At 56.6% G+C, this 26,576-nt stretch carries 20 protein-coding genes; 10 read left to right on the top strand and 10 right to left on the bottom strand.

All coding sequences use genetic code 11. The annotated features are described in order from the left end of the window. The first annotated feature begins 16 nt into the window (after positions 1–16). The 6 genes from spoT to rluF all read left to right on the top strand — a co-directional run bounded on the left by spoT (position 17) and on the right by rluF (position 9,523). Positions 17–2,146, top strand: coding sequence for a bifunctional GTP diphosphokinase/guanosine-3',5'-bis pyrophosphate 3'-pyrophosphohydrolase (gene spoT, locus J2Y91_RS08310; RefSeq protein WP_048914209.1), 2,130 nt, complete (start codon positions 17–19; stop codon positions 2,144–2,146). A gap of 83 nt (positions 2,147–2,229) precedes the next feature. Beyond that, a complete protein-coding gene (trmH, locus tag J2Y91_RS08305) occupies positions 2,230–2,925 on the top strand; it encodes a tRNA (guanosine(18)-2'-O)-methyltransferase TrmH (RefSeq protein WP_133622326.1) in 696 nt (231 codons plus the stop codon). Continuing rightward, entirely contained in the window at positions 2,925–5,006 is a 2,082-nt protein-coding gene (recG, locus tag J2Y91_RS08300; protein WP_133624975.1) for an ATP-dependent DNA helicase RecG, read from the top strand. The genes trmH and recG overlap by 1 nt, the downstream gene beginning before the upstream one ends. Before the next feature lie 101 nt (positions 5,007–5,107). After that, positions 5,108–6,496: a nucleobase:cation symporter-2 family protein gene (locus J2Y91_RS08295; RefSeq protein WP_062818041.1), complete on the top strand. Its 1,389-nt coding sequence runs from the start codon at positions 5,108–5,110 to the stop codon at positions 6,494–6,496. Between the two features lie 128 nt (positions 6,497–6,624). Beyond that, on the top strand, positions 6,625–8,304 hold the full coding sequence (locus J2Y91_RS08290; RefSeq protein ID WP_133622327.1) for an AsmA family protein: 1,680 nt from the start codon (positions 6,625–6,627) through the stop codon (positions 8,302–8,304). Positions 8,305–8,650: 346 nt separating this feature from the next. Next, positions 8,651–9,523: a 23S rRNA pseudouridine(2604) synthase RluF gene (gene rluF / locus J2Y91_RS08285; RefSeq protein ID WP_048914205.1), complete on the top strand. Its 873-nt coding sequence runs from the start codon at positions 8,651–8,653 to the stop codon at positions 9,521–9,523. Here rluF and fabY read toward each other — a convergent pair. The 5 genes from fabY to typA all read right to left on the bottom strand — a co-directional run bounded on the left by fabY (position 9,520) and on the right by typA (position 14,393). Then, a complete protein-coding gene (gene fabY, locus J2Y91_RS08280; protein WP_099754591.1) occupies positions 9,520–10,458 on the bottom strand; it encodes a fatty acid biosynthesis protein FabY in 939 nt (312 codons plus the stop codon). The two genes, rluF and fabY, sit on opposite strands and share 4 nt — an antisense overlap. Positions 10,459–10,517: 59 nt before the next feature. Continuing rightward, positions 10,518–10,955 carry a D-aminoacyl-tRNA deacylase gene (dtd, locus tag J2Y91_RS08275; RefSeq protein WP_133622328.1) on the bottom strand — a complete coding sequence of 146 codons (438 nt, stop codon included), beginning with the start codon at positions 10,953–10,955 and terminating at the stop codon, positions 10,518–10,520. Beyond that, entirely contained in the window at positions 10,952–11,824 is an 873-nt protein-coding gene (locus J2Y91_RS08270; RefSeq protein WP_048914202.1) for a virulence factor BrkB family protein, read from the bottom strand. The genes dtd and J2Y91_RS08270 overlap by 4 nt, the downstream gene beginning before the upstream one ends. After that, entirely contained in the window at positions 11,821–12,423 is a 603-nt protein-coding gene (gene yihX / locus J2Y91_RS08265) for a glucose-1-phosphatase (protein WP_133622329.1), read from the bottom strand. Before yihX ends, J2Y91_RS08270 begins: the two co-directional genes overlap by 4 nt. A 146-nt stretch (positions 12,424–12,569) precedes the next feature. After that, positions 12,570–14,393: a ribosome-dependent GTPase TypA gene (typA, locus tag J2Y91_RS08260; RefSeq protein WP_048914200.1), complete on the bottom strand. Its 1,824-nt coding sequence runs from the start codon at positions 14,391–14,393 to the stop codon at positions 12,570–12,572. Between the two features lie 434 nt (positions 14,394–14,827). Between typA and glnA the strand changes: the two genes are divergently transcribed. From glnA to glnG, 3 genes are all read left to right on the top strand, one after another. Next, complete coding sequence (glnA, locus tag J2Y91_RS08255) at positions 14,828–16,237, top strand: glutamate--ammonia ligase (protein WP_133622330.1); 1,410 nt, start codon at positions 14,828–14,830, stop codon at positions 16,235–16,237. A gap of 149 nt (positions 16,238–16,386) precedes the next feature. Next, positions 16,387–17,436 carry a nitrogen regulation protein NR(II) gene (glnL, locus tag J2Y91_RS08250; protein ID WP_048914198.1) on the top strand — a complete coding sequence of 350 codons (1,050 nt, stop codon included), beginning with the start codon at positions 16,387–16,389 and terminating at the stop codon, positions 17,434–17,436. A gap of 7 nt (positions 17,437–17,443) precedes the next feature. Beyond that, the gene (glnG, locus tag J2Y91_RS08245; protein WP_048914197.1) at positions 17,444–18,853 is read left to right on the top strand and encodes a nitrogen regulation protein NR(I); all 1,410 of its coding nucleotides are present in this window, start codon (positions 17,444–17,446) and stop codon (positions 18,851–18,853) included. A gap of 75 nt (positions 18,854–18,928) precedes the next feature. Here glnG and hemN read toward each other — a convergent pair whose 3' ends face one another. Continuing rightward, positions 18,929–20,302: an oxygen-independent coproporphyrinogen III oxidase gene (hemN, locus tag J2Y91_RS08240; protein ID WP_253537875.1), complete on the bottom strand. Its 1,374-nt coding sequence runs from the start codon at positions 20,300–20,302 to the stop codon at positions 18,929–18,931. A 250-nt stretch (positions 20,303–20,552) separates the two neighbouring features. After that, complete coding sequence (gene yihI / locus J2Y91_RS08235; protein WP_133622333.1) at positions 20,553–21,080, bottom strand: Der GTPase-activating protein YihI; 528 nt, start codon at positions 21,078–21,080, stop codon at positions 20,553–20,555. A gap of 555 nt (positions 21,081–21,635) precedes the next feature. Here yihI and yihA point away from each other — a divergent pair. Beyond that, a complete protein-coding gene (gene yihA, locus J2Y91_RS08230; protein ID WP_048914194.1) occupies positions 21,636–22,271 on the top strand; it encodes a ribosome biogenesis GTP-binding protein YihA/YsxC in 636 nt (211 codons plus the stop codon). A 124-nt stretch (positions 22,272–22,395) separates the two neighbouring features. On the opposite strand, the gene spfP is transcribed toward yihA, so the two are convergent. The 3 genes from spfP to dsbA form a co-directional block, all read right to left on the bottom strand. Continuing rightward, positions 22,396–22,443 carry a small protein SpfP gene (gene spfP / locus J2Y91_RS23170; RefSeq protein WP_071892919.1) on the bottom strand — a complete coding sequence of 16 codons (48 nt, stop codon included), beginning with the start codon at positions 22,441–22,443 and terminating at the stop codon, positions 22,396–22,398. A gap of 290 nt (positions 22,444–22,733) precedes the next feature. Next, positions 22,734–25,523, bottom strand: a complete 2,790-nt coding sequence (gene polA, locus J2Y91_RS08225) for a DNA polymerase I (protein WP_048914193.1) — start codon at positions 25,521–25,523, stop codon at positions 22,734–22,736. A gap of 408 nt (positions 25,524–25,931) precedes the next feature. Beyond that, positions 25,932–26,561: a thiol:disulfide interchange protein DsbA gene (dsbA, locus tag J2Y91_RS08220; protein ID WP_253537872.1), complete on the bottom strand. Its 630-nt coding sequence runs from the start codon at positions 26,559–26,561 to the stop codon at positions 25,932–25,934. Positions 26,562–26,576 lie beyond the last annotated feature (15 nt).

Here is a 26,576-nt window from a genome sequence, read left to right as displayed (position 1 = left end):
GCACTAAAGGCCTGCCTTGTATCTGTTCGAAAGCCTCAATCAGCTGATTGAAAAATACTTGCCTGAGGAGCAAATCAAGCGCCTCAAGCAAGCTTATCTTGTCGCACGTGATGCTCACGAGGGACAGACACGCTCCAGCGGTGAGCCTTATATCACCCATCCGGTAGCCGTGGCCTGCATCCTGGCGGAAATGAAACTCGACCATGAAACACTGATGGCCGCGCTTCTGCACGACGTTATTGAAGACACCCCCGCCACCTATAAGGATATGGAACAGCTGTTCGGCCAGACCGTCGCCGAGCTGGTTGAAGGGGTTTCTAAACTCGACAAGCTGAAATTCCGCGACAAGAAAGAAGCCCAGGCTGAAAACTTCCGCAAGATGATCATGGCGATGGTGCAGGATATCCGCGTCATTCTGATCAAGCTGGCCGACCGTACGCACAACATGCGTACCCTCGGCGCGCTGCGACCGGATAAAAAACGGCGTATCGCGTTGGAAACGCTGGAAATCTATAGCCCACTGGCTCATCGCCTGGGTATTCACCACCTGAAAACCGAACTGGAAGAGCTGGGCTTTGAAGCCCTGTATCCGAACCGTTTCCGCGTGATTAAGGAAGTGGTCAAAGCGGCACGCGGCAACCGTAAAGAGATGATCCAGAAAATCCTCTCGGAAATTGACGGTCGTCTGGAAGAAGCCGGTATTACCCGCCGCGTCAGCGGTCGCGAAAAACACCTCTATTCCATCTACTGCAAAATGCACCTGAAAGAGCAGCGATTCCATTCGATTATGGATATCTATGCCTTCCGCGTCATCGTGCGTGATGTCGATACCTGTTATCGCGTACTGGGCCAGATGCACAGCTTGTATAAGCCGCGCCCGGGCCGGGTGAAAGATTATATTGCTATCCCAAAAGCCAACGGCTATCAGTCGCTGCATACATCAATGATCGGTCCGCACGGCGTGCCGGTTGAGGTGCAGATCCGCACCGAAGATATGGATCAGATGGCAGAGATGGGGGTAGCAGCGCACTGGGCTTATAAAGAACAGGGCGAGAGCAGCACTACCGCACAGATCCGCGCGCAGCGCTGGCTGCAAAGCCTGCTGGAGCTGCAGCAGAGCGCCGGAAGCTCATTTGAATTTATCGAAAGCGTAAAATCCGATCTGTTCCCGGATGAGATTTACGTATTCACTCCGGAAGGCCGCATTGTTGAACTGCCAGCCGGTGCCACGCCGGTCGACTTTGCCTACGCCGTGCATACCGATATCGGCCATGCCTGCGTGGGCGCACGCGTTGACCGCCAGCCTTATCCGCTGTCGCAGCCGCTCACCAGCGGCCAGACCGTCGAAATTATTACCGCACCGGGTGCGCGCCCGAACGCTGCGTGGCTGAACTTTGTCGTGAGCTCGAAAGCGCGCGCCAAGATCCGCCAGCTGTTGAAAAACCTCAAGCGTGATGACTCGGTCAGCCTTGGCCGACGCCTGCTCAATCATGCCCTGGGTGGCAGCCGCAAGCTGGCTGAGATCCCGGAAGCCAATGTCCAGCACGAGCTGGAGCGCATGAAGCTGACCTCGCTGGATGACCTGCTGGCTGAAATCGGTCTCGGTAACGCCATGAGCGTGGTGGTGGCGAAAAATCTGCAGCAGAGCGAGCAGAATGTTCCCGCCAACACCGGCAGCAGCAGTAGCATCAGCGGCGCTCGCAGCAAGCTGCCAATTAAGGGCGCCGATGGGGTGTTGATCACCTTCGCCAAGTGCTGCCGCCCGATCCCCGGTGACCCGATTGTGGCGCACGTCAGCCCCGGTAAAGGCCTGGTGGTGCACCATGAATCCTGCCGTAATATTCGTGGCTATCAGAAAGAGCCAGAGAAATACATGGCGGTGGAGTGGGATATTGCCACCGAGCAGGAGTTTGTCGCCGAGATTAAGGTGGATATGTTTAACCACCAGGGCGCGCTGGCAAACCTGACGGCGGCCATTAACACCGCCGGCTCCAATATCCAGAGCCTGAACACTGAAGAAAAAGATGGCCGTGTTTACAGCGCCTTTATCCGTCTGACGGCACGCGATCGCGTTCATCTGGCCAATATCATGCGTAAAATCCGCGTGATGCCGGATGTCATCAAGGTCCATCGCAACCGCAATTAAGTCAAAGACGGGGCCCGCCTCCGTCTTTGACTTTCCCCTCTCACCGCAGACGGGATGACTGATTTTAGGGAGTCCACTTTCGCATGAATGCCCAACGTTATGCCCGTATCCGCGCAATGCTTGCCGCCCGCCAGCACGACCTGACGGTGTGTATGGAACAGGTGCATAAACCTCATAACGTCTCTGCGGTGATCCGCACCGCCGACGCCGTTGGCGTGCATGAAGTTCACGCCGTATGGCCGGGAAGCCGCATGCGCACCATGGTCTCTTCCGCTGCGGGCAGCAACAGCTGGGTGCAGGTGAAAACCCATCCGACCATCCGTGATGCCGTCAGCCATCTTAAGGATCGGAAGATGCAGATTCTGGCGACGCACCTCTCCGCTAAAGCGGTCGATTTCCGCGAGATCGACTATACCCGTCCGACCTGCATCCTGATGGGCCAGGAAAAAACCGGGATTACCCAGGAAGCCCTCGACCTTGCCGACCAGGATATTATTATCCCGATGATCGGTATGGTGCAGTCGCTGAACGTCTCCGTCGCATCCGCCCTGATCCTCTACGAAGCACAGCGCCAGCGGCAGAATGCCGGTATGTATCTGCGTGCAGAGAGCACGCTGGAGTACGCCGAGCAGCAGCGTCTGCTGTTCGAAGGGGGTTACCCAGTGCTGGCCCGCGTGGCGAAGCATAAAGGGCTGCCCTACCCTGAGATCAACGATCGCGGTGAAGTGGTGGCGGAGCCGGAATGGTGGGCCACCATGCAGTCGAAGGCGCGGAAATAATGCAGGGCCGCCTGCTGGATGCCGTTCCGCTCAACACGCTGTCCGGCGTGGGCGCCAGCCAGGCGGCAAAGCTGGCCAAACTTGGCCTGCTGACCGTACAGGATCTGCTGCTGCATCTGCCGATGCGCTATGAAGACCGCACCCAGCTTTACGCCATCAACGACCTGCTGCCGGGCATCTATGCCACGGTAGAGGGCGAAGTGCTGCACAGCGATATTTCGTTTGGCCGCCGCCGCATGCTGACCTGCCAGATCAGCGACGGCAGCGGCATCCTCACCCTGCGCTTTTTCAATTTCAATGCCGGAATGAAGAACAGCCTCGCCACTGGCCGCCGCGTCACCGCTTACGGTGAGATTAAACGCGGTCAGCGCGGGGCGGAGATCATCCACCCGGAGTACAAAGTACAGGGTGAAAGCAGCGTCACCGAGCTGCAGGAGACGCTGACCCCGGTCTATTCCACGACTGAGGGCGTGCGCCAGGCGACGCTGCGCAACCTGACCGATCAGGCGCTAACCCTGCTGGAAACCTGCGCGATTAGCGAACTGCTGCCGCCGGAGCTGAGCCAGGGAATGATCAGCCTGCCGGAAGCGCTGCGCACGCTGCACCGCCCGCCGCCGGATATGGCACTGGCCGATCTCGACAGCGGCCGCCACCCGGCGCAGCGCCGCCTGATTATGGAAGAGCTGCTGGCGCACAACCTCAGCATGCTGGCAGTGCGCGCCGGCGCGCAGCGTTATCATGCGCTGCCGATGGCTGCCCGCCACGACCTGAGCGATAAGCTGCTGGCCGCGCTGCCGTTTAAACCGACTCATGCGCAAGAGCGTGTGGTGCGTGAGATCGAAACTGACCTCGCCCACGACTATCCAATGATGCGTCTGGTGCAGGGCGATGTGGGCTCCGGTAAAACGCTGGTCGCCGCGCTGGCGGCACTGCAGGTGATTGCTTACGGTAAGCAGGTGGCGCTGATGGCGCCGACCGAGCTGCTGGCCGAGCAGCACGCCAGTAATTTCCGCCAGTGGTTTGCGCCGCTCGGGCTGGAAGTGGGCTGGCTGGCAGGGAAGCAGAAAGGCAAAGCGCGCATCGCCCAGCAGGAAGCGATCGCCAGCGGGCAGGTGTCGATGATTGTTGGCACCCACGCCATCTTCCAGGAGCAGGTGCAGTTCAACGGGCTGGCGCTGGTGATCATCGATGAGCAGCACCGCTTTGGCGTCCACCAGCGTCTGGCGCTGTGGGAGAAAGGCGAAGAGCAGGGTTTCCACCCGCACCAGCTGATTATGACTGCCACACCGATCCCGCGCACCCTGGCGATGACCGCCTATGCCGATCTCGACACCTCAACCATCGACGAACTGCCGCCGGGACGTACCCCGGTGACCACCGTCGCGATCCCTGACACGCGCCGCGCTGAGATTATTGCCCGGGTGAAAAGCGCCTGCGGCAGCGAAGGCCGCCAGGCCTACTGGGTCTGTACCCTGATTGAGGAGTCGGAGCTGCTGGAAGCCCAGGCGGCGGAAGCCACCTGGGAAGAGCTGAAGCTGGCGCTGCCGGAGCTGACTATCGGCCTGGTACACGGCCGGATGAAGCCGCAGGAGAAACAGGCGGTAATGCAGGCGTTCAAGCAGGGTGAAATCCATCTGCTGATTGCCACCACGGTGATAGAGGTCGGCGTGGATGTACCCAATGCCAGCCTGATGATTATCGAAAACCCGGAACGCCTCGGGCTGGCGCAGCTGCATCAGCTGCGCGGTCGCGTTGGCCGTGGCGCGGTCGCTTCCCACTGCGTGCTGCTGTATAAGGCGCCGCTGAGTAAAACCGCGCAGAAGCGTTTACAGGTGCTGCGCGACAGCAACGACGGCTTTGTGATTGCCCAGTGTGACCTCGAAATTCGCGGCCCCGGCGAAATGCTGGGCACGCGACAAACCGGTAACGCCGAGTTTAAGGTTGCTGACCTGCTGCGCGACCAGGCGATGATCCCGGAAGTGCAGCGCGTGGCGCGCCATATCCACCAGCACTATCCGGAGCAGGCTTCGGCTCTGATTGAACGCTGGCTGCCGGAAACCGAACGCTATACCAACGCGTAACCCCCTCAATGACTGTCTTCACCGTCGATAGGGTGGCAAACGATTGCTTTTACTCTGAAGAAGATTAAAATCGCCACTTTATTGCCGCTGGGAAGCCTGACATGTCCGTTGAAAGCCAACATACTGCCGCCGATCGTACTCCGGTCGCGGCGGGAAAAAGTGAGCTGATTTACCGCCTTGAAGACCGTCCGCCGCTGGCGCAAACGCTGTTCGCCGCCTGTCAGCATCTGCTGGCGATGTTTGTGGCGGTGATCACGCCCGCTCTGCTAATCTGCCAGGCGCTGGGCCTGCCCGCGCAGGATACGCAGCACATCATCAGCATGTCGCTGTTCGCCTCCGGCGTGGCGTCGCTGCTGCAGATTAAAACCTGGGGGCCGGTCGGTTCCGGGCTGCTGTCGATCCAGGGTACCAGCTTTAACTTTGTCACCCCGCTGATTATGGGTGGCCTGGCGCTGAAAACCGGCGGGGCCGACGTGAAAACCATGATGGCGGCACTGTTCGGCACGCTGATGCTGGCATCCTGTACCGAGATGGTGCTGTCACGCGTGCTGCATCTGGCGCGCCGGGTGATCACCCCGCTGGTTTCCGGCATTGTGGTGATGATTATCGGTCTGTCGCTGATCCAGGTTGGCCTGACCTCCATCGGCGGCGGTTTTGCCGCAATGAACGATCACACCTTTGGCGCACCGAAAAACCTGCTGCTGGCCGGTGTGGTACTGGCGGTGATCATTCTGCTCAACCGCCAGCGCAATGCCTATCTGCGCGTCGCTTCGCTGGTGATCGCGATGGCGGTAGGCTATCTGCTGGCCTGGGCGCTGGGGATGCTGCCGGAAAATAGTGCCGCGGCGAACAGTGCGCTGATCGCCATTCCCACCCCGCTCTATTACGGGCTGGGTATCGACTGGAATCTGCTGATCCCGCTGATGCTGGTGTTTATGGTGACCTCGCTGGAAACCATTGGCGATATCACCGCCACCTCGGATGTCTCCGAGCAGCCGGTCAGCGGCCCGCTGTATATGAAGCGCCTGAAAGGCGGCGTGCTGGCGAACGGACTGAACTCCTGCGTTTCTGCGCTGTTTAACACCTTCCCCAACTCCTGCTTCGGTCAGAACAACGGCGTGATCCAGTTAACCGGCGTGGCCAGTCGCTACGTCGGTTTTGTCGTGGCCCTGATGCTGATTGTGCTCGGGCTGTTCCCGGCGGTCAGCGGCTTTGTGCAGCACATCCCCGAGCCGGTACTCGGCGGTGCCACGCTGGTGATGTTTGGCACTATTGCCGCCTCAGGCGTGCGTATCGTGTCGCGCGAGCCGCTCAACCGCCGGGCGATTATGATTATCGCGCTCTCGCTGGCGGTCGGCCTTGGCGTCTCCCAGCAGCCGCTGATCCTGCAGTTTGCCCCTGACTGGCTGAAAACGCTGCTTTCCTCCGGGATCGCTGCCGGCGGTATCACCGCTATCGTGCTGAATCTGGTGTTCCCGCAGGAGAAGTAGCGACTACGCTCATTCTGAAAACAGCGGCCCGGGTGCGATATTTGCTCCGGCCGCTGCGCTGTGGGTTGAGAAGTGACGATAAATCAGGCATAACAAGCCATTACCCGATATTCATAGGGATGGTTGTGATGAAGTTTTTCGGAAAAGTTTTGCTTACCCTGCTGCTCATTCTGCTGCTGGCCCTGGTCGCTATCTACGTGCTGCTGCAAACCCAGTGGGGCGCGGGATGGATTAGCCGCCAGGTCAGCGCCAGCAGTGATTACCAGCTGTCGCTCAGCAAAATGGAGCACAATTTTTCCGATCCCAGCCATCTGCTGCTTAACGATGTCGCCTTTGGCCGTAAAGACCAGCCCGCCACGCTGGTGGCCAGGCGCGTTGACCTTGGCCTCAGCCTGATGCAGTTCAGCAGCCCGCTGCATTTTGCCAGCATTCGACTCGATCAGGGTACGCTAAACCTCAGCGATAAAAGTGCCCCCCTCTCCTTACAGGCAGACCGTTTACAGCTTAGCCAGATGGCGCTTAACCGCAATCAGGGCGACTGGCCGCTGCAGGCACAGCGCGTCGACGGAGGCGTCACCCCGTGGAAGCCTGAAGCGGGCAACGTGCTGGGCAAAGAGGCCAGGTTCCAGATGAGCGCCGGTTCCCTGACGCTGGACGGTATTCCTGCGGCGAATGTGCTGGTGCAGGGCAGTATTCACGGACCGCAGCTGGTGTTAAGCAATTTCGGGGCTGACGTGGCGCTCGGCTCGGTGACCGCCAGCGCGCAGCGTGATGCGCAGGGCTGGCAGGTGAACAGCCTGCGCCTGAACAGCATTCGCCTGCAGAGTGATAAAACGCTGGCTGAGTTCCTGCAACCGCTGCGCACGCTGCCGACGATGCATTTTGACCGCATTGATATGACCGATGCCCGCCTGCAGGGGCAGGACTGGGCGGTGACCGACCTGGACCTGACATTGAAAGACCTGACGCTGAGCAACGGCGACTGGCAGAGCGACAACGGTTCGCTGTCGATGAACGCCAGCAGCTTTGTGAATGGCAGCATGCAGCTGGACGACCCGATCGCCAATATGGACTTCTCCGCGCAGGGCGTGCAGCTGACGCAGTTCAGTTCGCGCTGGGTCAATGGCCTGGTGCGTGCGCAGGGCAGCTGGACGCGCAGCGACAAGAAACTGACGCTGGATGAACTGGTGGTGGCCGGGCTGGAATACACCCTGCCGCTCAACTGGCGCGAGCGCTGGATGGAGACGCTGCCATCGTGGCTGGAGAGCGTGCAGGTGACCAAACTCAGCGCCAGCCGTAACCTGATTATCGATATCAATCCGGACTTCCCGTTCCAGATGACGGCGCTGGATGGCAATGGCAGCAACCTGCTGATGGCGCGCAATCATCAGTGGGGCATCTGGTCAGGCAATCTGAGTTTCAACGCCGCCGCCGCAACCTTTAATCGCGTCGATCTGCGCCATCCGTCGATTGCCCTCAGCGCAGATGACAACGCTATCAATGTGTCAGAAATGAGCGCCTTCAGTGCCGACGGCATGCTGGAAGGGCTGGCAACGCTGAGCCAGCAGCCGCAGCGGACACTGTCGCTGACGCTGAATGGCCGCCAGGTTAACGCCACTCTGCTGCAGAACTGGGGCTGGCCAACGATCCCGCTGAACGGCAACGCCACGATGCAGCTGAAAATGCAGGGCAGCCTGCAGGCCAGCCAGCCGCTGAAACCCTCCGTCAACGCCACGCTGGCGGTCAGCAACGGCGAGCAGTCGGTGCAGCAAACTCTGCGCGGGGGCCAGCTGAGCGGCTCACAGTAAGGTATACCCTAAATAATTCGAGGTGCAGGAAGGCGGCAAATGAGCGACAAATCGGTCGGGAACCGATTTGAGCAGCGCTCGCGCTGGCCGGAGGCTGAGCCTCAGGGATGAGGCTCACTAATCCCGATGAGCTTGACTTCCGTAAGTGATTCGGGTGAACGACAAATCTGCCTGGAGCAGATTTGAACGCTGTCCACAGCGGACCCGAAGGGGCGAGGCCCACGGATGGGCCGAGTCATGCAGCCAACGCACCTGCAGCTTGAAGTATGACGGGTAAAAAGGGCCAGGTCGGCCCTTCGCAACGTGTCACGGGTAAGGTATAGTCCGTTTTTTTTACGGGGGAACTATGCTGACCAACTCATCTATTCGTCTGAACAAATACATCGCCGAGAGCGGGATCTGCTCGCGTCGCGATGCCGATCGCTTTATCGAACAGGGAAATGTTTTTATTAACGGTAAGCGCGCCTCTGTGGGCGACCAGGTATTTGCCGGCGATGTGGTAAAAGTTAACGGTCAGCTAATCGAGCCGCGTAACGAAGAAGATCTGGTGCTGATTGCGCTGAATAAGCCCGTGGGCATCGTCAGCACCACGGAAAATAGCGAGCGCGACAACATCGTTGATTTCGTTAACCACAGCAAGCGCGTGTTCCCGATTGGCCGCCTGGATAAAGATTCGCAGGGGCTGATCCTGTTGACTAACCACGGTGATCTGGTGAATAAGATCCTGCGCGCCGGCAACGACCACGAAAAAGAGTATCTGGTCACCGTGAACAAGCCGGTCACCGAAGAGTTTATCCGCGGGCTGGGCGCGGGCGTGCCGATGATGGGCACGGTAACCAAAAAGTGTAAGGTGAAGAAAGAGTCGACGTTCGTCTTCCGCATTACGCTGGTGCAGGGGCTGAACCGTCAGATCCGTCGCATGGCCGAGCACTTTGGCTACGAGGTGACCAGGCTCGAACGCATCCGCATTATGAACATTTCCCTGAAAGGGGTGCCGCCGGGCGAGTGGCGCGACCTGACTGATGACGAGCTCATCGAGCTGTTTAAGCTGATTGAGAACTCCTCTTCCGAGGACAATAGCAAAGCGAAGAGACCGGCGCAGAAGGCGAAGCCCGCAGCGGCAAAAAAACCGGCCGCCAAAGCCGCCGATAAACCGGCTGCCACCCCGGCCGGACGCAAGCGTTTCGTCCAGCCGGGTCGCAAGAAAAAGGGGCGTTAAACGCCGCAGCCCCCTTCCTCCAGTGGCCCGTCGGGATCGGCGGGCAGCACCATATACACCCCTTCAAATACCGCACCGGATTCATCATTGCCGAACAGCTCCACCTCCAGCTGCACGCGGGCTTTACGCCCGCGCGCCAGGCGGTCAAGGTCGCCGCTCAGCGAGCCAAGGTCGGCAATCGCCCCCGGCTTGCCGGTAATCGGCTTGCTGTAGCGAATATGCGCATCGGCGAGGATAATGGTGCCGCCGAGATGACGCTCGCGCAGCAGCAGCCAGATTAAGCCCCAGCCGGTCAGCGTCGCCAGCGAGAACAGGCTACCGGCAAACAGCGTATGGTGCGGGTTCTGATTGCCGGTTTCCGGCATGGTGGTAATAAACTTCTGCCCGGTATATTGCAGAATACGCACGCCCATCTTTTCGCTCAGTGGGATATGTTCGTACCACGCCTGCTGCAGCTGCCCGCACCAGTCGGCACGGTGCAGGATGTCGTCCAGCGTCACTACCGGTTTGATCATCAGGAAGTGCCGTACTGGCGTGGTTTGCGGCGCGGTGATCTCCCCCTGATTGAGGTAGCCCAGCTTGGAGAAGAACTCCACTGCATCTTCGCGCGCGCTGCACACCACGCGCTTTACCCCTTCCTGGCGCGCGACAGACTCCAGCGTCATCGCCACCAGCGTACCCAGCCCTTTGCCCTGCACCGAGGGATGAACGGCGAGGAAGCGGATTGCGGCTTCGTTATCGGCATTGATATAGAGGCGGCCAACGGCAACCGGGTCGCCGTGTTCATCCACCACCATCTGATGATGCGCCAGCGCATCCCAGGCGTCACGCTCGGACCCCAGCGGCTGGTGCAGCGGCTTACGCAGCATCTCCCAGCGGAACTGGTAGTAGGTATCTAGCTCTTCTGCGGTTTCAGGTACGCGGAGGTGATACATAAAATGGTTCTCTCTGTCTGAGCCCGTCAGGCCATTCCTTTGCCGCTCGGCCAGCTGCGTCAAACCTGCAGCCAGAAGGTGACGGGACCATCGTTGACCAGCGCCACTTTCATGTCGGCGGCAAAACGCCCGGTTTGCGTGGCAATCCCTTTTTCACGACAGCAGGCGGTGAAGTAGTCATACAGCTCTTCGGCAACCTCCGGGGCGGCCCCGCCGGAGAAGCTCGGGCGCATCCCTTTTTTGGTGTCTGCTGCTAGCGTGAACTGCGACACCACCAGCACGCTGCCCCCGGCCTGCTGTACGTTCAGATTCATTTTGTCATTTTCGTCGCCAAAAATACGGTAACCCAGCACTTTATCGACCAGTTTGCGCGCGCTCTCCCGGCTATCTTCTTTTTCCACCCCGAGCAGGATCAGTAATCCCGGCCCAATCTCACCAACAGTTTCGCCCGCTACCGTGACGCTGGCAGAAAGTGCCCGTTGAATTAATGCAATCATGATTCCTCGTTTTCTCTTTCTTGTTCTTCTTGTTTCAGCTGGCGGTAATCACCCAGCGTGGCGGTAATTTCCGCCCCTAATAGAACGATACACCACGTCCAGTACACCCACAGGAACAGGATGGGAATAACGGCAAGCACGCCGTAAATTAACTGGTACGAGGGGAACATCGTAACATACAGCGCAAAGCCCTTTTTCCCCAACTCGAAGAGCAATCCGGCCACCACCGCGCCGATAAGCGCATCGCGCCCTGCCACCTGAATGGTCGGTACAATGCTGTACAGCAGCCAGAAGGAGAGGATCGACAGCAGCAGAGGGAAGATGCGCAGCCCCATATCCACCAGCCCGCTGACGCCGCTGACCGTTGCCCAGTGCAGCGACAGCAGATAGGAGCTGATTGCCAGACTGGCACCGGCCAGCAGGGGTCCGAGCGTCAGGATCATCCAGTACACCGCGAAGGAGTAAACCAGCGGCCGTTTGCGTTTGCTGCGCCAGATAACGTTGAGCGCGGTGTCGATGGAGTACATCAACAGCAGCGCGGTGAACACCAGGCCGCCCACGCCGACCGCCGTCATTTTGCTGACGTTGGCGACGAACTGCTCCAGATAGTTCTGGATAGTCGCCCCGGCGGCCGGGACAAAGTTGTTAAACACGAAGTTCTTGAGCTGCACGCTGACGTCCGAAAACATCGGGAATGCGGCGAACAGCGCAAAGACCACGGCAATTAACGGCACCAGCGACAGCAGCGAAACATAGGCCAGGTGCCCGGCCAGTATCGTCATGCCATCTTCGTCAATGCGCTGCCACAGCAGTTTGATCCACGACCAGAATGCCCGCCCGCGGTGGCGATAGTGATTGAGTAAACTCATGTTTTAATACGGTCGGCGAAGAATGCCGGGATAACGTTGGCATCGGTAATATGCAGGCTGTGAATGCCGACAGCACGCGCTCCTTCGATGTTTTCCAGATTATCATCAAAGAAGATAGCCTCCTGAGCTGAGGTCTCTTCCTCATTTAGCAAGCGCTCATAAATTTTCTTGTCCGGCTTGCGTAGCCCCATCTCCTGGGAAAGGTAGACTTTATCAGCGGCTTGCTGCACTTCCGGGTACTGCGACGGCCAAAAATTACAGTGCAGGCGATTAGTGTTCGACAGGATCACCACGCGATCGCCCTGCTCACGCAGTTTATTCATAATGGCGATCACTTCCGGGCGCACGCCGACAAACACTTCCTGCCAGCCGACCGCGAACTGTTCAAAACTTAGCGACAAGCCTAACTCGTCAGACATTTTTTGCGCGAAGACTTCATCGCTGATTTCACCGCGTTCGTGCTGGTGAAAGCTCTCGCCCATGTGGAAACGATTTCGCAGTTCGGCCAGCGGCACGCGGCTTAAATCGCTCCAGACACCAAGAACCCGGTTGAAATCAATATCAACAATGACGTTACCCAAATCAAAGATATACAGCATGGCCATCTCCTTTTGTTCCGGTGAGGTATTCACTCTAGCCGTAAAACGGGAGGCTGAACAGGAGGGGAAATTGAAAAACTGCGGGGAAGTAGCAGGTAAAACGATGGGCCGGAAGAGCTCCGGCCCATAACAAGACTAAAGAAGAATTACGCTTCTTTAGGACCGCGGGTTGCGCGTTTACGGTCGTTTTCAGTCAGGTGACGTTTACGAATACGCACAGACTGTGGAGTCACTTCTACCAGTTCGTCATCATCGATGAACTCAAGCGCCTGCTCAAGGGACATCTTCTGTGCCGGAACCAGCGTGGTGGCTTCGTCAGTACCGGAAGCACGCATGTTGGTCAGCTTCTTACCGGTCAGGCAGTTAACGGTCAGGTCGTTTGAACGTGAGTGAATACCGATGATCTGGCCTTCATACACTTCAGCACCATGACCGAGGAACAGCTTGCCGCGGTCCTGCAGACCGAACAGGGCGAAGGCTACCGCTTTACCCTGACCGTTAGAGATCAGCACGCCGTTCTGACGCTGGCCCACTTCGCCCGGACGAACGTCGTCGTAGTGGCTGAAGGTGGAGTACAGCAGACCGGTACCGGAAGTCATGGTCATGAATTCGTTACGGAAGCCGATCAGGCCACGGCTTGGAATAACATAATCAAGACGCACACGGCCTTTGCCATCCGGGTCCATGTTTTTCATGTCGCCTTTACGCTCACCCATCGCCTGCATCACAGAACCCTGGTGCTGTTCTTCGATGTCGAGGGTCACGTTTTCGAATGGCTCCTGCTTGCGGCCTTCGAATTCACGGAAGATAACTTTCGGACGGGATACCGCCAGTTCGAAACCTTCACGACGCATGTTTTCGATCAGAACTGACAGGTGAAGTTCACCACGGCCTGAAACGCGGAAGGCGTCGGCGTCCGGGGTTTCTTCAACACGCAGTGCCACGTTATGCACCAGCTCCTTGTTCAGACGGTCAAGGATCTGACGTGAAGTCACATACTTACCTTCTTTACCGCAGAACGGAGAGGTGTTAACGCAGAAGAACATGGTTACGGTTGGTTCATCAACGCTCAGGGCTGGCAGCGCTTCCACATTCTGCGTGTCGCAGATGGTGTCAGAGATGTTCAGCTCGCCCAGACCGGTGATGGCGATGATGTCGCCCGCTTCCGCTTCAGCAGATTCGATACGCTCCAGACCCATGTGGCCCAGCACTTTACCGACTTTACCGTTACGGGTTTTGCCTTCGCTATCGATGATCGTAACCTGCTGGTTAGGACGCACTTTACCGCGTTTGATGCGGCCGATACCGATAACACCCAGGTAGTTGTTGTAGTCCAGCTGGGAGATTTGCATCTGCAGCGGGGCTTCCAGCTCAACCTGTGGTGGAGAAACGTGTTTCACGATCGCTTCGTACAGCGGGGTCATATCTTCCGCCATATCCGCGTGATCCAGACCTGCAATACCGTTCAGGGCTGAAGCATAGATAATCGGGAAGTCGAGCTGCTCGTCGGTCGCATCCAGGTTAACGAACAGGTCAAAGACCTGATCAACAACCCAGTCAGGACGTGCGCCAGGGCGGTCAACTTTGTTGATTACCACGATCGGCTTCAGACCATTAGCGAAGGCTTTTTTGGTCACGAAGCGGGTTTGCGGCATTGGGCCATCCATTGCATCCACAACCAGCAGCACCGAGTCAACCATCGACATTACACGCTCTACCTCACCGCCGAAGTCGGCGTGTCCTGGGGTATCAACGATGTTGATGCGATAGTCGTTCCATTTAATGGCGGTGTTTTTTGCGAGGATGGTAATCCCACGCTCTTTCTCCAAATCGTTGGAGTCCATTACGCGTTCGGTCGCTTCGGTGCGGGCATCAAAGGTCCCGGACTGCTGTAGCAACTTATCAACCAGGGTAGTTTTACCATGGTCAACGTGGGCAATAATGGCGATGTTACGCAAATTTTCGATCACAGCTTTGCCTCAGGCATTAGAAATAGCGCGCTATTGTACACGGATTAATCGAAGGACTGAACAGGATCACAAATTTCATATAAAGATAACTGTTCGGATTGCTTTTATAGCCATTTTCAGTGCAAAGCTTGCACTGTGACGAAAAATTGCACCAAAACAGTGCCCATTTATCAGCCAATGGCACCAAAATGGTGCGCGACTTCCATCGTGGTGCAGTCCTCGTCTCACGAGAGGGCGCATCATAGCGCTTTTTTCGGAAAATAAAAAAGTTGGCATAGATTTCGCAATTACTCTAACAAGCAAAAAATGCCAGTTTCCACAACGGTTGTAAGCTTGTCAGAGATCTTTATTATCGGAGTAAGCGCGGCGAAACGCAAAGCGCACCGTGAAGATCTCTAACCACGACGACAATGACAAATCCAGGAGAGTTAAGTATGTCCGCTGAACACGTTCTGTCGATGATGAACGAGCACGAAGTCAAATTTGTTGATCTGCGTTTTACCGATACCAAAGGTAAAGAGCAGCACGTGACTATCCCCGCTCATCAGGTTAATGCTGACTTCTTCGAAGAAGGCAAAATGTTTGACGGCTCCTCGATTGGTGGCTGGAAAGGTATCAACGAATCAGACATGGTTCTGATGCCTGACGCAACCACCGCTGTCCTTGACCCGTTCTTCGAAGATTCCACTCTGATCATCCGTTGTGACATCCTCGAGCCAGGCACCATGCAGGGCTACGATCGTGACCCACGCTCTATCGCTAAACGCGCTGAAGATTTCCTGCGCTCTTCCGGCATCGCGGACACCGTGCTGTTTGGACCAGAACCCGAGTTCTTCCTGTTTGACGATATCCGTTTCGGCAGCAGCACTTCCGGTTCCCATGTCGCTATCGACGACGTTGAAGCTTACTGGAACTCCGGTAAAGCCTATGAAGGCGGCAACAAAGGCCACCGTCCAGGTCTGAAAGGCGGTTACTTCCCAGTGCCACCGGTCGACTCATCACAGGATATCCGCTCTGCTATGTGTCTGACCATGGAGCAGATGGGCCTGGTGGTTGAAGCTCACCACCACGAAGTGGCGACCGCGGGTCAGAACGAAGTGGCAACCCGCTTCAACACCATGACCAAAAAAGCTGACGAAATTCAGATCTACAAATATGTGGTTCACAACGTCGCTCACGCCTACGGCAAAACCGCGACCTTCATGCCTAAGCCAATGTTCGGTGATAACGGTTCTGGTATGCACTGCCACATGTCTCTGTCGAAAGGCGGCACCAACCTGTTCGCTGGCGACAAATACGGCGGCCTGTCTGAAATGGCACTGTTCTACATCGGCGGTGTGATCAAGCACGCTAAAGCGATCAACGCCCTGGCGAACCCGACTACCAACTCTTACAAGCGTCTGGTCCCAGGCTACGAAGCGCCAGTTATGCTGGCTTACTCTGCCCGTAACCGTTCTGCTTCTATCCGTATCCCTGTGGTTGCCAGCCCGAAAGCACGTCGTATCGAAGCGCGCTTCCCGGATCCAGCGGCTAACCCATACCTGTGCTTCGCTGCACTGCTGATGGCTGGCCTGGACGGCATCATCAACAAGATCCACCCTGGCGATGCTATGGACAAAAACCTGTACGACCTGCCACCGGAAGAAGAAGCTGAGATTCCAAAAGTTGCAGGTTCTCTGGACGAAGCTCTGGCTGCACTGAACGAAGACCGCGAGTTCCTGACCCGTGGTGGCGTGTTCACTGACGATGCCATCGAAGCGTACATCGAACTGCGTAAGGCAGAAATTGACCGCATTCGTATGACTCCGCACCCGGTTGAGTTCGAACTGTACTACAGCGTTTAATTGGTTTTATTTGTTGCCGTGGAAACTTTTCAGCCCATCTTCGGATGGGCTTTTTTCTCCACGAATTCAACGTCAGGACGACGATTTCCGGGTTGCATGACTATAATGCACCAATCTGGTGCAGATAAATTACTCAGGAGAACGCTGTAATGGCAACTGGCACGCTGCCCGATGCTGGGCAGATTCTCAATTCACTGATCAACAGTATTTTACTGGTTGATAACGAGTTGGTGGTTCATTACGCCAACCCTGCGGCTCAGCAACTGCTGGCACAGAGTTCCCGCAAGCTGTTTGGTACGCCCCTGCCGGAACTGATGGGTTATTTTTCCCTGAATATTGAGGTGATGCTCGAAAGTCTGGATGCCGGACAGGGCTTTACCGATAGCGAAGTGACCCTGGTGGTCGACAGCCGTGCGCACATTATGTCGCTCACCGCGCAACGTCTGCCCGAAGGTTTGATTCTGCTGGAAATGGCTCCGATGGATAACCAGCGCAGGCTCAGCCAGGAACAGCTGCAGCATGCACAACAGGTGGCAGCACGGGATTTAGTCCGCGGTCTGGCACACGAAATTAAAAACCCGCTGGGGGGACTGCGCGGCGCAGCACAGCTGCTGGCCAAAGCCCTGCCCGACCCGTCGTTAACCGAATATACCAAGGTCATCATTGAACAGGCCGATCGCCTGCGCAATCTGGTTGACCGTCTGCTTGGCCCGCAACAGCCGGGGATGCACGTCACCCAGAGCATCCATCAGGTCGCTGAACGCGTGGTCAATCTGGTGTCGATGGAGCTGCCGGACAATGTGTCGTTAATCCGTGATTACGACCCAAGCCTGCCGGAGCTGCCGCACGACCCGGATCAGATAGAACAAGTCCTTTTGAATGTCGTCCGCAACGCGTTACAGGCGTTGGGTGAAGAAGGCGGCACCATTACTTTACGTACCCGCACGGCGTTTCAGTTAACCCTGCACGGTACGCGCTATCGCCTGGTGGCACGCATCGATATTGAAGATGACGGCCCGGGCATTCCGGCGCAGCTACAGGACACGCTGTTTTACCCAATGGTGAGCGGCCGCGAAGGCGGCACCGGGCTGGGGTTATCCATCGCCCGCAGCCTGATCGACCAGCATTCGGGAAAAATAGAGTTCAACAGCTGGCCCGGACATACTGAATTCTCGGTTTACCTGCCTATTCGCCAGTGAGGTTTCTATGCAACGAGGGATAGTTTGGATCGTCGATGACGATAGCTCCATCCGCTGGGTGCTCGAACGTGCGCTCACTGGAGCCGGTTTGAGCTGCGCGACTTTTGACAGCGCGAACGAGGTGCTGGAAGCCCTCGCCACTAAGACCCCAGATGTATTACTGTCAGACATTCGTATGCCCGGCATGGACGGACTGGCGCTACTGAAGCAGATTAAACAACGCCACCCGATGCTGCCGGTGATCATTATGACCGCGCACTCAGATCTGGACGCGGCGGTGAGCGCTTACCAGCAGGGCGCGTTTGACTACCTGCCTAAACCGTTTGATATCGATGAAGCGGTGGCGCTGGTTGAGCGTGCCATCAGCCACTATCAGGAGCAGCAGCAGCCGCGTAACCAGCCGGTCAGCGGGCCGACCACCGATATTATCGGTGAAGCCCCGGCGATGCAGGATGTGTTCCGTATTATCGGCCGGCTGTCGCGCTCATCGATCAGCGTGTTGATTAACGGCGAGTCCGGTACGGGTAAAGAACTGGTCGCTCATGCCCTGCACCGCCACAGCCCGCGCGCCAAGGCGCCGTTTATTGCGCTGAATATGGCGGCCATTCCCAAAGATCTGATTGAATCCGAACTGTTTGGCCATGAGAAAGGCGCATTTACCGGCGCGAATCAGATCCGTCAGGGCCGTTTTGAGCAGGCCGACGGCGGCACGCTGTTCCTCGATGAAATCGGTGATATGCCGCTGGATGTACAGACTCGTCTGCTGCGCGTGCTGGCCGATGGTCAGTTCTATCGCGTGGGCGGCTATGCGCCGGTGAAAGTGGACGTGCGTATTATTGCCGCAACCCACCAGAACCTGGAGCTGCGCGTGCAGGAGGGGAAATTCCGTGAGGACTTATTCCACCGCCTGAACGTGATCCGCGTACACCTGCCGCCGCTGCGTGAACGTCGTGAAGATATTCCGCGCCTGGCACGTTACTTCCTGCAGGTTGCCGCTCGTGAACTGGGCGTGGAGGCGAAAATTCTGCATCCGGAAACCGAAACGGCGCTGACCCGCCTGCACTGGTCCGGTAACGTGCGCCAGCTGGAGAACACCTGCCGCTGGCTGACGGTGATGGCTGCCGGTCAGGAAGTGTTGATTCAGGATCTGCCGCCGGAGCTGTTTGAGACCTCGACGCCGGAAAACCCGGTACAGTCGCTGCCGGACAGCTGGGCCACGCTGCTGGCACAGTGGGCCGACCGCGCGCTGCGTTCCGGTCATCAAAACCTGCTGTCGGAAGCTCAGCCGGAGATGGAGCGCACGCTGCTGACCACCGCGCTGCGTCACACGCAGGGGCATAAGCAGGAAGCCGCTCGTTTGCTCGGCTGGGGGCGTAATACCCTGACCCGCAAGCTGAAAGAGTTGGGAATGGAATAACCGGCGGTTAAGCCATCCGGGCGGACCGAAAAAAGGTCCGCCCCTACATCATCCTGCACTTCTCTAGCCGCCCGATCAGATCACCCTTGAGAATCGTGCGCCAGACGCTTTCTCCCGCAGGTAGCGGTCGAAGCACATGCAGATATTCCTAATCAGCAATCGTCCCTTAGCGCTCACTACAAGCCCGTTGGCGTGGTATTCCACCAGCCCGTCGCCGATCAGCGGCAGCATGGCGCTGAGGTCCTCGGCAAAATAGTCGCGGAAGTCGATGCCGTAGCGCTGTTCAATCTCACTAAACGACAGCGCGAAGTTGCAGATCAGGCTTTTGATTACATCGCGGCGCAGGCAGTCATCCTCACTCAGCCGCAGCCCGCGCCACAGGGCCGTATCCTGCTGCTTAACCTGCGCGTAGTACTCTTTTAGCGCTTTGTGATTCTGTGCATAGCTGTCGCCGATCATACTGATTGCCGATACGCCCATTCCCAGCAGGTCGCTGTCGCCCTGCGTGGTATATCCCTGGAAGTTGCGGTGCAGTTTGCCGCTGCGCTGCGCCACCGCCAGCTCATCATCGTGACGGGCAAAGTGGTCCATGCCGATAAACTGGTAGCCCTGCGAAGTGAGCGTGGCAATGGTTTGCTGCAGTATCTCCAGCTTCTGCGCGGCATCCGGCAGCTCATCCTCGCGGATCTTACGCTGGGCGGCAAACAGTGCAGGCATGTGGGCATAGTTGAACACGCTGAGGCGGTCGGGATTCAGCTCGGCGACTTTTTGCAGCGTGAAGGCAAAACTCTCCGGCGTCTGCTTCGGCAGGCCGTAGATCAGGTCAATGTTGGTAGAGGCAAATCCCAGCTGGCGCGCACGCGCCATCAGGGCGAAGATCATCGCTTCATCCTGCACGCGATTGACCTTCTCCTGCACCTCCTTGTTGAAGTCCTGTACCCCCATGCTCAGGCGATTAAAGCCTTTGAGGCGCAGGTGGTCCAGCACGTCCAGCTCAATTTCGCGCGGGTCGATCTCTATCGAGATCTCAGCCTGTGGGCTGAAAGCGAAGTGCTGATGCAGGCAGTCCATCAGGCGGCTGATTTGCGCTTTATTAAGAAAGGTCGGCGTGCCGCCGCCCCAGTGCATCTGGCTGACGGTGCGCTGCGAAAACAGCGGCGCGCGGGCTGCTATCTCCAGCACCAGCGCATCGAGATATTCATCGGCTTTGTGCTGCTGGCGTGTGACCTGCTTGTTGCAGCCGCAGAAGTAGCACAGCTTGTGGCAGAACGGGATATGCAGATAGAGCGACAGCGGCCGCTGGGGGTAACGCGCCGCAGCCTGGAGAAAGGCCTGCTCGTCGTAATCCTGATTAAATTCCAGCGCGGTCGGATAGGAGGTGTAGCGGGGTCCGGCGGTGTTGTATTTCTGAATGAGCGGCAGGTCCCATTCGGTTGTCTGTTGCAGCATCTTCACGGTCCTCGTCTTCTGGGCTTTGACCGCCGCGAAACAGGAAGCTGCTGGCTGACGATCCGACTGCGCAGCCGGGTCTTCAGCCGCGATAGCCGCTGTAGTTTAACGAATAACCACCCCAGCCAGCACAGCAGAATCAGCGCAATAATTGATCCAGGCCAAATCATCGCCAGATACCCAAAATGAAAAAGCAGCGCCAGATTGCGCTGCTTCAGATTACGTCAGAGAAACGCGGGTTCACTGAAGATCAATTGCCGCCCTTAAGTAGGCGATACATATCTTCTTCGGCCTGCTCGTCATCAGCATCATCGTCCAGCGTGATGCCAAGCTGCTCCATCAGCACGTCGATGCGGTCCAGCGACTGGTCCAGCCATGCCTGCTCTTCCGCTGACAGGCTCTCGCCATTTTCCAGACGATCGAGCAGCGCATCCAGGCGCTCGTCATTTTCCAGCTGTGCCAGTTCTTCTTCTGGCGTCAGGCGGGGCTTTTTCTCAACCGGCTTGGCGGCTTTCGCCGGCTTCACGGGTTTGCTGGCCGCCACATCGGCACCCAGCGCAACAGGCTTTTTGCTGCCAATACGCGGATCTTTGGCCGGCTTGCTGTCAGAACTTTTCTGACTGGTGGTCGCCGGGTTGGCACGGCTGCCGGAACTGTTGCCGCTGTGCTTCTTGTCGCGCTTACGGGCGCGCGCTTCCTGGTCGATCTCTTCACGCGATTTGCGTTTTACTCGTGCGCCCGGTTTTTTATCCTGGGGTGTGCGTGCAGGTTGCTTCATGGTTTCTGCTCTCAGACGTTTATCTTCAGTATAGAATTGCGGCGGAATCTAGCAGAAAGCAGAGCAAGAAAAAAGGCGCCAGGTCACCCTGTCGCCTTTTTTCACACCTTCCGCAGAAGGACTGACAATGTCAGCATCCATTTTAGCAGCTAGCGTCCCTGTTTTCCCTTTGCCTTTGCCCCCATCCTGGTAAGCATCCTGAGTCCCTGCCGAGCACACCTGTGCGCTAATCCATCCCCGCTCACGACCTTCCTGATACTCCCTGAGCGCTTCATCCTGAAGTGAAACATCCTGTTTCCGACTACAAATGTAGACTAATCAGTCCGTCTCACAAGGTGAGGAACGTAATTTTTACTCTGTTTTTTTTTCATATTTTTATAACTTTTTGATAAATATTAAGAAATCTATTTTCATTGAGTGTCAAATGCAGAGAGTGCTGCCAGCAGCAATGGTCAATGTCTTACAGACGAAATCGAGACCGCGTCTTACCGGGCGCTTTAGCACCATACAGGGTATAATCAGCGCAATTGCCCTTTTTATCCTGGAGTATCTATTTTGTCTGGCTGGAATTATCACGTCACCCATTTTGTCACCAGCGCCCCCGATATCCGTCACCTGCCTGCCGATACCGGCATCGAAGTGGCTTTTGCCGGGCGTTCTAACGCGGGTAAATCCAGCGCACTGAATACGCTGACGAACCAGAAAGCCCTCGCGCGTACCAGTAAAACGCCGGGTCGTACGCAGCTGATTAACCTGTTCCAGGTGGCCGAGGGCTATCGCCTGGTCGACCTGCCAGGCTATGGCTATGCGCAGGTTCCGGAAGAGATGAAACTGAAATGGCAGCGTTCGCTGGCTGAGTATCTGCGCGAGCGCGTCTGTCTGAAAGGGCTGGTGGTGCTGATGGATATTCGTCACCCGCTGAAAGACCTCGATCGCCAGATGGTGATGTGGGCGGTCCAGAGCGGCATTGAAGTGCTGATACTGCTGACCAAAGCCGATAAGCTGGCCTCCGGTGCGCGCAAAGCGCAGCTCAATGCCGTGCGTGAAGAGGCTAAGACCTTCCTCGGTACCGTGGAAGTTGAAGCATTCTCATCGCTGAAGAGAATCGGCGTAGATAAGCTGAGCCAGAAGCTCGACAGCTGGTATCGCGATCTGCCACCGGCTACGGAAGATGATATTCCTGCTGAATAAGCTCCCCGCTTCACCGGGCCGGGCACGCCTGGCCCCTACGCAATCGGTATAAACACCGCACGAAATCCCAGGTAGCGCCCAATAAAAAACGCCCCAGTCATTACTGACTGGGGCGGCTAAATATTCAGCCAAATCCGATTACGTGAAGTAAAAGGTCTGAAAGATAGAACATCTTACCTCTGTACCCTACAACTCGAACTTTACATGATTTTCTGAGCGCTCAAAAGGGTTTTTTGTAGTTAATTTTCAGAAAACGACAGCAGTAATCCAACTCAGGTCACATTCTGAGGCTCATGCTGTAGCTTAATTACGAAAAAAGTGTTTTAGCTGAGAAGCTTAGGTGATTTTCTGAACGCTGAGCACAGAAATGGGGCGCTGAACCGATTAAAGCTACGAATTTCTTATGGATACTGCACGCTGCTGATTTGCAGAAAAAAACAGCAGCATGCAGTTGGGAATAACTTAGTGCGCCTGATCCCAGTTGTCGCCCACGCCGATATCGACGCGCAGCGGCACATCCAGTTTCATACTGCCTTCCATTAGCTCACGAATTTTCGCTGAAGCCGCTTCGACCAGATCGGCCTCCACTTCAAACACCAGTTCATCGTGTACCTGCATGATCATTTTAATCTGCGGGGTTTCCTGCGCGGACAGCCATTCATCGACCGCAATCATTGCGCGTTTAATGATATCCGCAGCGGTTCCCTGCATCGGGGCGTTGATTGCCGCACGCTCCGCAGCTTTGCGGCGCATCGCGTTGCTGGCTTTAATGTCGGGCAGATAGAGGCGGCGCCCATCCAACGTCTCGACATAGCCCTTCTCTGCCGCCAGTTCGCGGGTGCTTTCCATATACTGCAATACGCCCGGATAGCGTTCGAAATAGAGGTCCATGTATTTCTTCGCTTCACCGGCGCCAATATTCAGCTGGCGCGACAGCCCGAATGCGCTCATACCGTAGATCAGACCAAAGTTAATCGCCTTGGCGCTGCGGCGCTGTTCGCCGCTGACTTTATCCAGCGCCACGCCAAAGACTTCAGCGGCGGTGGCACGGTGAATATCCTGCTCGCTGGCAAAGGCGCTCAGCAGCCCTTTATCCTGTGACAGGTGCGCCATAATACGCAGCTCAATCTGCGAGTAGTCGGCTGCGACGATGCGGCTGCCCTTCGGAGCAATAAAAGCCTGACGGATACGGCGCCCTTCATCATTGCGCACCGGTATGTTTTGCAGATTTGGATCGCTGGACGAGAGACGCCCGGTCGCCGTCACCGTCTGGTGATAGGAGGTGTGCACGCGGCCACTGTGCGGATTAATCATCAGCGGCAGCTTGTCGGTATAGGTCGACTTCAGCTTTGAAAGCCCACGATGCTCCAGAATCACCTTCGGCAGCGGGTAGTCCAGCGCCAGCTCGGCTAAGACTTCCTCACTGGTCGACGGCGCCCCACCCGGGGTTTTCTTGGTGGGTTTAATTCCCTGCTTTTCAAACAGGATGGTCTGCAGCTGTTTCGGAGAGGAGAGGTTGAACGGCTCTCCCGCCAGTTCGTGTGCTTTCAGTTCCAGTTCGGCCAGACGCGCTCCCAGCTCCTGCGAGTGCGCGGCCAGGATGTTCTGATCGATCAGCACGCCGTTGCGCTCAATACGCGAAATAACCGGCACCAGCGGCATCTCGACCTGCTCAAAGACGTTTTTTGGCCCCTGCTCTTTTTCAAGCTCCGGCCACATTTTCAAATGCAGCTGCAGCGTAACGTCGGCATCTTCCGCGGCGTAGTGTGCGGCCTGCTCAAGCGCGATCTGGTTAAAGGTCAGCTGATTTTTGCCTTTGCCGGCGATCTCCTCAAAGGTCACCGTTTTATGGCTCAGCCAGCGCGCGGCCAGGCTGTCCATATCATGGCGGCCCGCCACGCTGTTAAGCGCATAAGACTCCAGCATGGTATCGAACTGAATGCCCTGCAGCTGGATACCGTAGTTATCCAGCACGCCACGGTCATACTTCAGGTTCTGCCCAACCTTCAGCGCTTTCGGGTCTTCCAGCAGCGGTTTCAGACGATCCAGCACGGCTTGACGATCCAGCTGCTCTGGCGCATCAAGATAGTCGTGCGCTACCGGGAGATAGGCGGCCTCGCCCGGTGCGGTGGCAAATGACAGGCCGATGATATTGGCACTGAGGGTGTCCAGCGAGTCCGTTTCCAAATCGAAGGCGAACAGCTTGCTGTCCTGTAATTTTTTCAGCCAGCGCGTGAAGGTCTCGTCATCAAGAATGGTGACGTAGCCATCAGAGGAGAGCACGCTGGTCGTCTCTTCTGCTGCGGGCTCGCTTTCCGCCGCTGCCACTTTTTTCGCAGAGGGATTGCCTTTATTACCCTGCAGCCATTTGCCCTCTTCGAGGTCAACAATCCAGCGCTTGAATTCGTAATGCTTAAATAACCCCAGCAGCTCTTCAACGGCGGGTTCTTCAACCGTCAGCTTATCGCAGGTCAATTCCAGCTCAACATCGGTTTTAATCGTCGCCAGCTGATAGGAGAGGAAAGCCATCTCCTTATTTTGCTCCAGCTTGGCCGCCATGGTTTTTGCCCCGCGGAAGGTCAGGGTCGCGACTTTATCCAGATTGTCATAGATATCTTTTACGCCGCCTAATCCCTGCAGCAGCGCCTGCGCCGTTTTTTCGCCCACGCCCGCAACGCCTGGAATGTTATCCGAGGAGTCGCCCATCAGGGCGAGAAAATCAATAATCAGCGACGGCGGAATACCATATTTCTCTTCCACTTCATCCGGCCCAAGGATGGCATTATTCATGGTGTTAATCAGCGTGATGTTCGGCGATACCAGCTGGGCCATGTCTTTATCGCCCGTGCTGATCAGCACAGGTTTGCCCATCTTCTCTGCCGCCAGCGCCAGCGTACCGATGACGTCATCAGCCTCTACGCCGGAAATAGCCAGCAGCGGCAAGCCCATCGCTTTGACCATGGTATGCAGCGGTTCAATCTGCGCACGTAGATCGTCCGGCATCGGCGGGCGATGCGATTTGTATGCTTCAAATAATTCGTCGCGGAAGGTTTTACCCTTGGCATCAAATACCACGGCCACATGACTAGGCTTATATTGCAGCAGCAGGCTGCGCAGCATATTTAATACGCCGTACATTGCACCGGTGGGTTCGCCCGCGCTATTGGTCAGCGGAGGGAACGCGTGATAAGCACGGTACAGGTAGGAAGATCCATCTACCAGAATCAGCGGGTTTTCTGCAATTTGAGCCATAAGTCGTCACGTTCTTCTTGGGTTTCGATTGAGGGTAAGGATGCCACAGCTCACTATAAAAGATGAAATCACAACGGCGAATAATCATCAGATAGTGCTGTTTTTGCGCAGCGCCTCGCAGTGATTTTCTGTGGATAAGTTTGTGCGTAAATTTAATAACGATTAATTAATGGCAGATAAGCGCGCAATGAATAAATTAAAGTCACCTTTAAAATCATTTAGTTAGTTTATCTCATTAGGATTATCTTTAGATTTTACGGCGTTAGCGAGATGTGGATATAAGTTGGCAACACCAGGCAACGACGCACGATCTCCGTCTGAGGAAAGGGCACTTTTACGACAAATATTTTGCAAGGCGGGAAGAAAAAACGCCGGGCGAGCCGGCGTTTAGTGGCACTCTTCGCGGATTTACTTCTGAGTAATCAGGAATTTCACCACGTTGGCATACTGCTGAACATAGTTATCCATGGAGCTGGTATCCAGGCCACCGTTGTTAACCATATATTTGCCGTTAACAAACATCGCAGGCACGCCGCGCAGGTTAACATCGGCTGCCGCCTTCTCCTGCTGTGCAACCAGCGATTTCACTACGAAGCTGTTCCAGGCAGCATCATAGGCTTCTGGTGTGATACCTGCAGCCTTGACGAAGACGTCCTTCAGGCTGGCCGGATCGGTAATGGTCTGGCTTTTCTGGATACCGTCGAAAATAGGTGCAGTCACTTTATCTTCCACGCCCAGCGCCATAGCGACAGCCCATGCCTGGGTAACGGTTTTACCCATCTCGCCGCCGAGGAATTCAACGTGGTACTTGGTCACTTTGGCGTTCGCCGGCAGGACTTTCTTCACCGCATCGCTGACATGCCAGACATGCTCGAACTCATAGCAGTGTGGGCAGAAGAACGAGAAGAACTCGAGAACCTGTGGCTCACCGGTTACAGGCTTATCCATAGTCACGTATTGCTGACCATCGGTAAATTGTGCAGCTGAAGCGCTGAATGCCAGAACCATACCGACGAGCGCAAACCAAATCTTTTTCATCGCGAAACTCTCTCC

Source organism: Erwinia aphidicola (genome assembly GCF_024169515.1).
GTDB lineage: Bacteria > Pseudomonadota > Gammaproteobacteria > Enterobacterales > Enterobacteriaceae > Erwinia > Erwinia aphidicola.
This window is presented reverse-complemented; position numbering and strand designations above follow the sequence as displayed.

What these genes read in the sequence shown, in the direction of transcription:
- J2Y91_RS08290 (WP_133622327.1), top strand. Translation starts at nt 6,625, where the DNA reads ATGAAGTTTTTCGGAAAAGTTTTGCTTACCCTGCTGCTCATTCTGCTG.
- J2Y91_RS08270 (WP_048914202.1), bottom strand. Translation starts at nt 11,824, where the DNA reads ATGAGTTTACTCAATCACTATCGCCACCGCGGGCGGGCATTCTGGTCG.
- dsbA (WP_253537872.1), bottom strand. Translation starts at nt 26,561, where the DNA reads ATGAAAAAGATTTGGTTTGCGCTCGTCGGTATGGTTCTGGCATTCAGC.
- hemN (WP_253537875.1), bottom strand. Translation starts at nt 20,302, where the DNA reads ATGCTGCAACAGACAACCGAATGGGACCTGCCGCTCATTCAGAAATAC.
- glnL (WP_048914198.1), top strand. Translation starts at nt 16,387, where the DNA reads ATGGCAACTGGCACGCTGCCCGATGCTGGGCAGATTCTCAATTCACTG.
- glnG (WP_048914197.1), top strand. Translation starts at nt 17,444, where the DNA reads ATGCAACGAGGGATAGTTTGGATCGTCGATGACGATAGCTCCATCCGC.
- polA (WP_048914193.1), bottom strand. Translation starts at nt 25,523, where the DNA reads ATGGCTCAAATTGCAGAAAACCCGCTGATTCTGGTAGATGGATCTTCC.
- J2Y91_RS08295 (WP_062818041.1), top strand. Translation starts at nt 5,108, where the DNA reads ATGTCCGTTGAAAGCCAACATACTGCCGCCGATCGTACTCCGGTCGCG.
- trmH (WP_133622326.1), top strand. Translation starts at nt 2,230, where the DNA reads ATGAATGCCCAACGTTATGCCCGTATCCGCGCAATGCTTGCCGCCCGC.
- recG (WP_133624975.1), top strand. Translation starts at nt 2,925, where the DNA reads ATGCAGGGCCGCCTGCTGGATGCCGTTCCGCTCAACACGCTGTCCGGC.
- glnA (WP_133622330.1), top strand. Translation starts at nt 14,828, where the DNA reads ATGTCCGCTGAACACGTTCTGTCGATGATGAACGAGCACGAAGTCAAA.
- dtd (WP_133622328.1), bottom strand. Translation starts at nt 10,955, where the DNA reads ATGATTGCATTAATTCAACGGGCACTTTCTGCCAGCGTCACGGTAGCG.
- yihI (WP_133622333.1), bottom strand. Translation starts at nt 21,080, where the DNA reads ATGAAGCAACCTGCACGCACACCCCAGGATAAAAAACCGGGCGCACGA.
- yihX (WP_133622329.1), bottom strand. Translation starts at nt 12,423, where the DNA reads ATGCTGTATATCTTTGATTTGGGTAACGTCATTGTTGATATTGATTTC.
- rluF (WP_048914205.1), top strand. Translation starts at nt 8,651, where the DNA reads ATGCTGACCAACTCATCTATTCGTCTGAACAAATACATCGCCGAGAGC.
- fabY (WP_099754591.1), bottom strand. Translation starts at nt 10,458, where the DNA reads ATGTATCACCTCCGCGTACCTGAAACCGCAGAAGAGCTAGATACCTAC.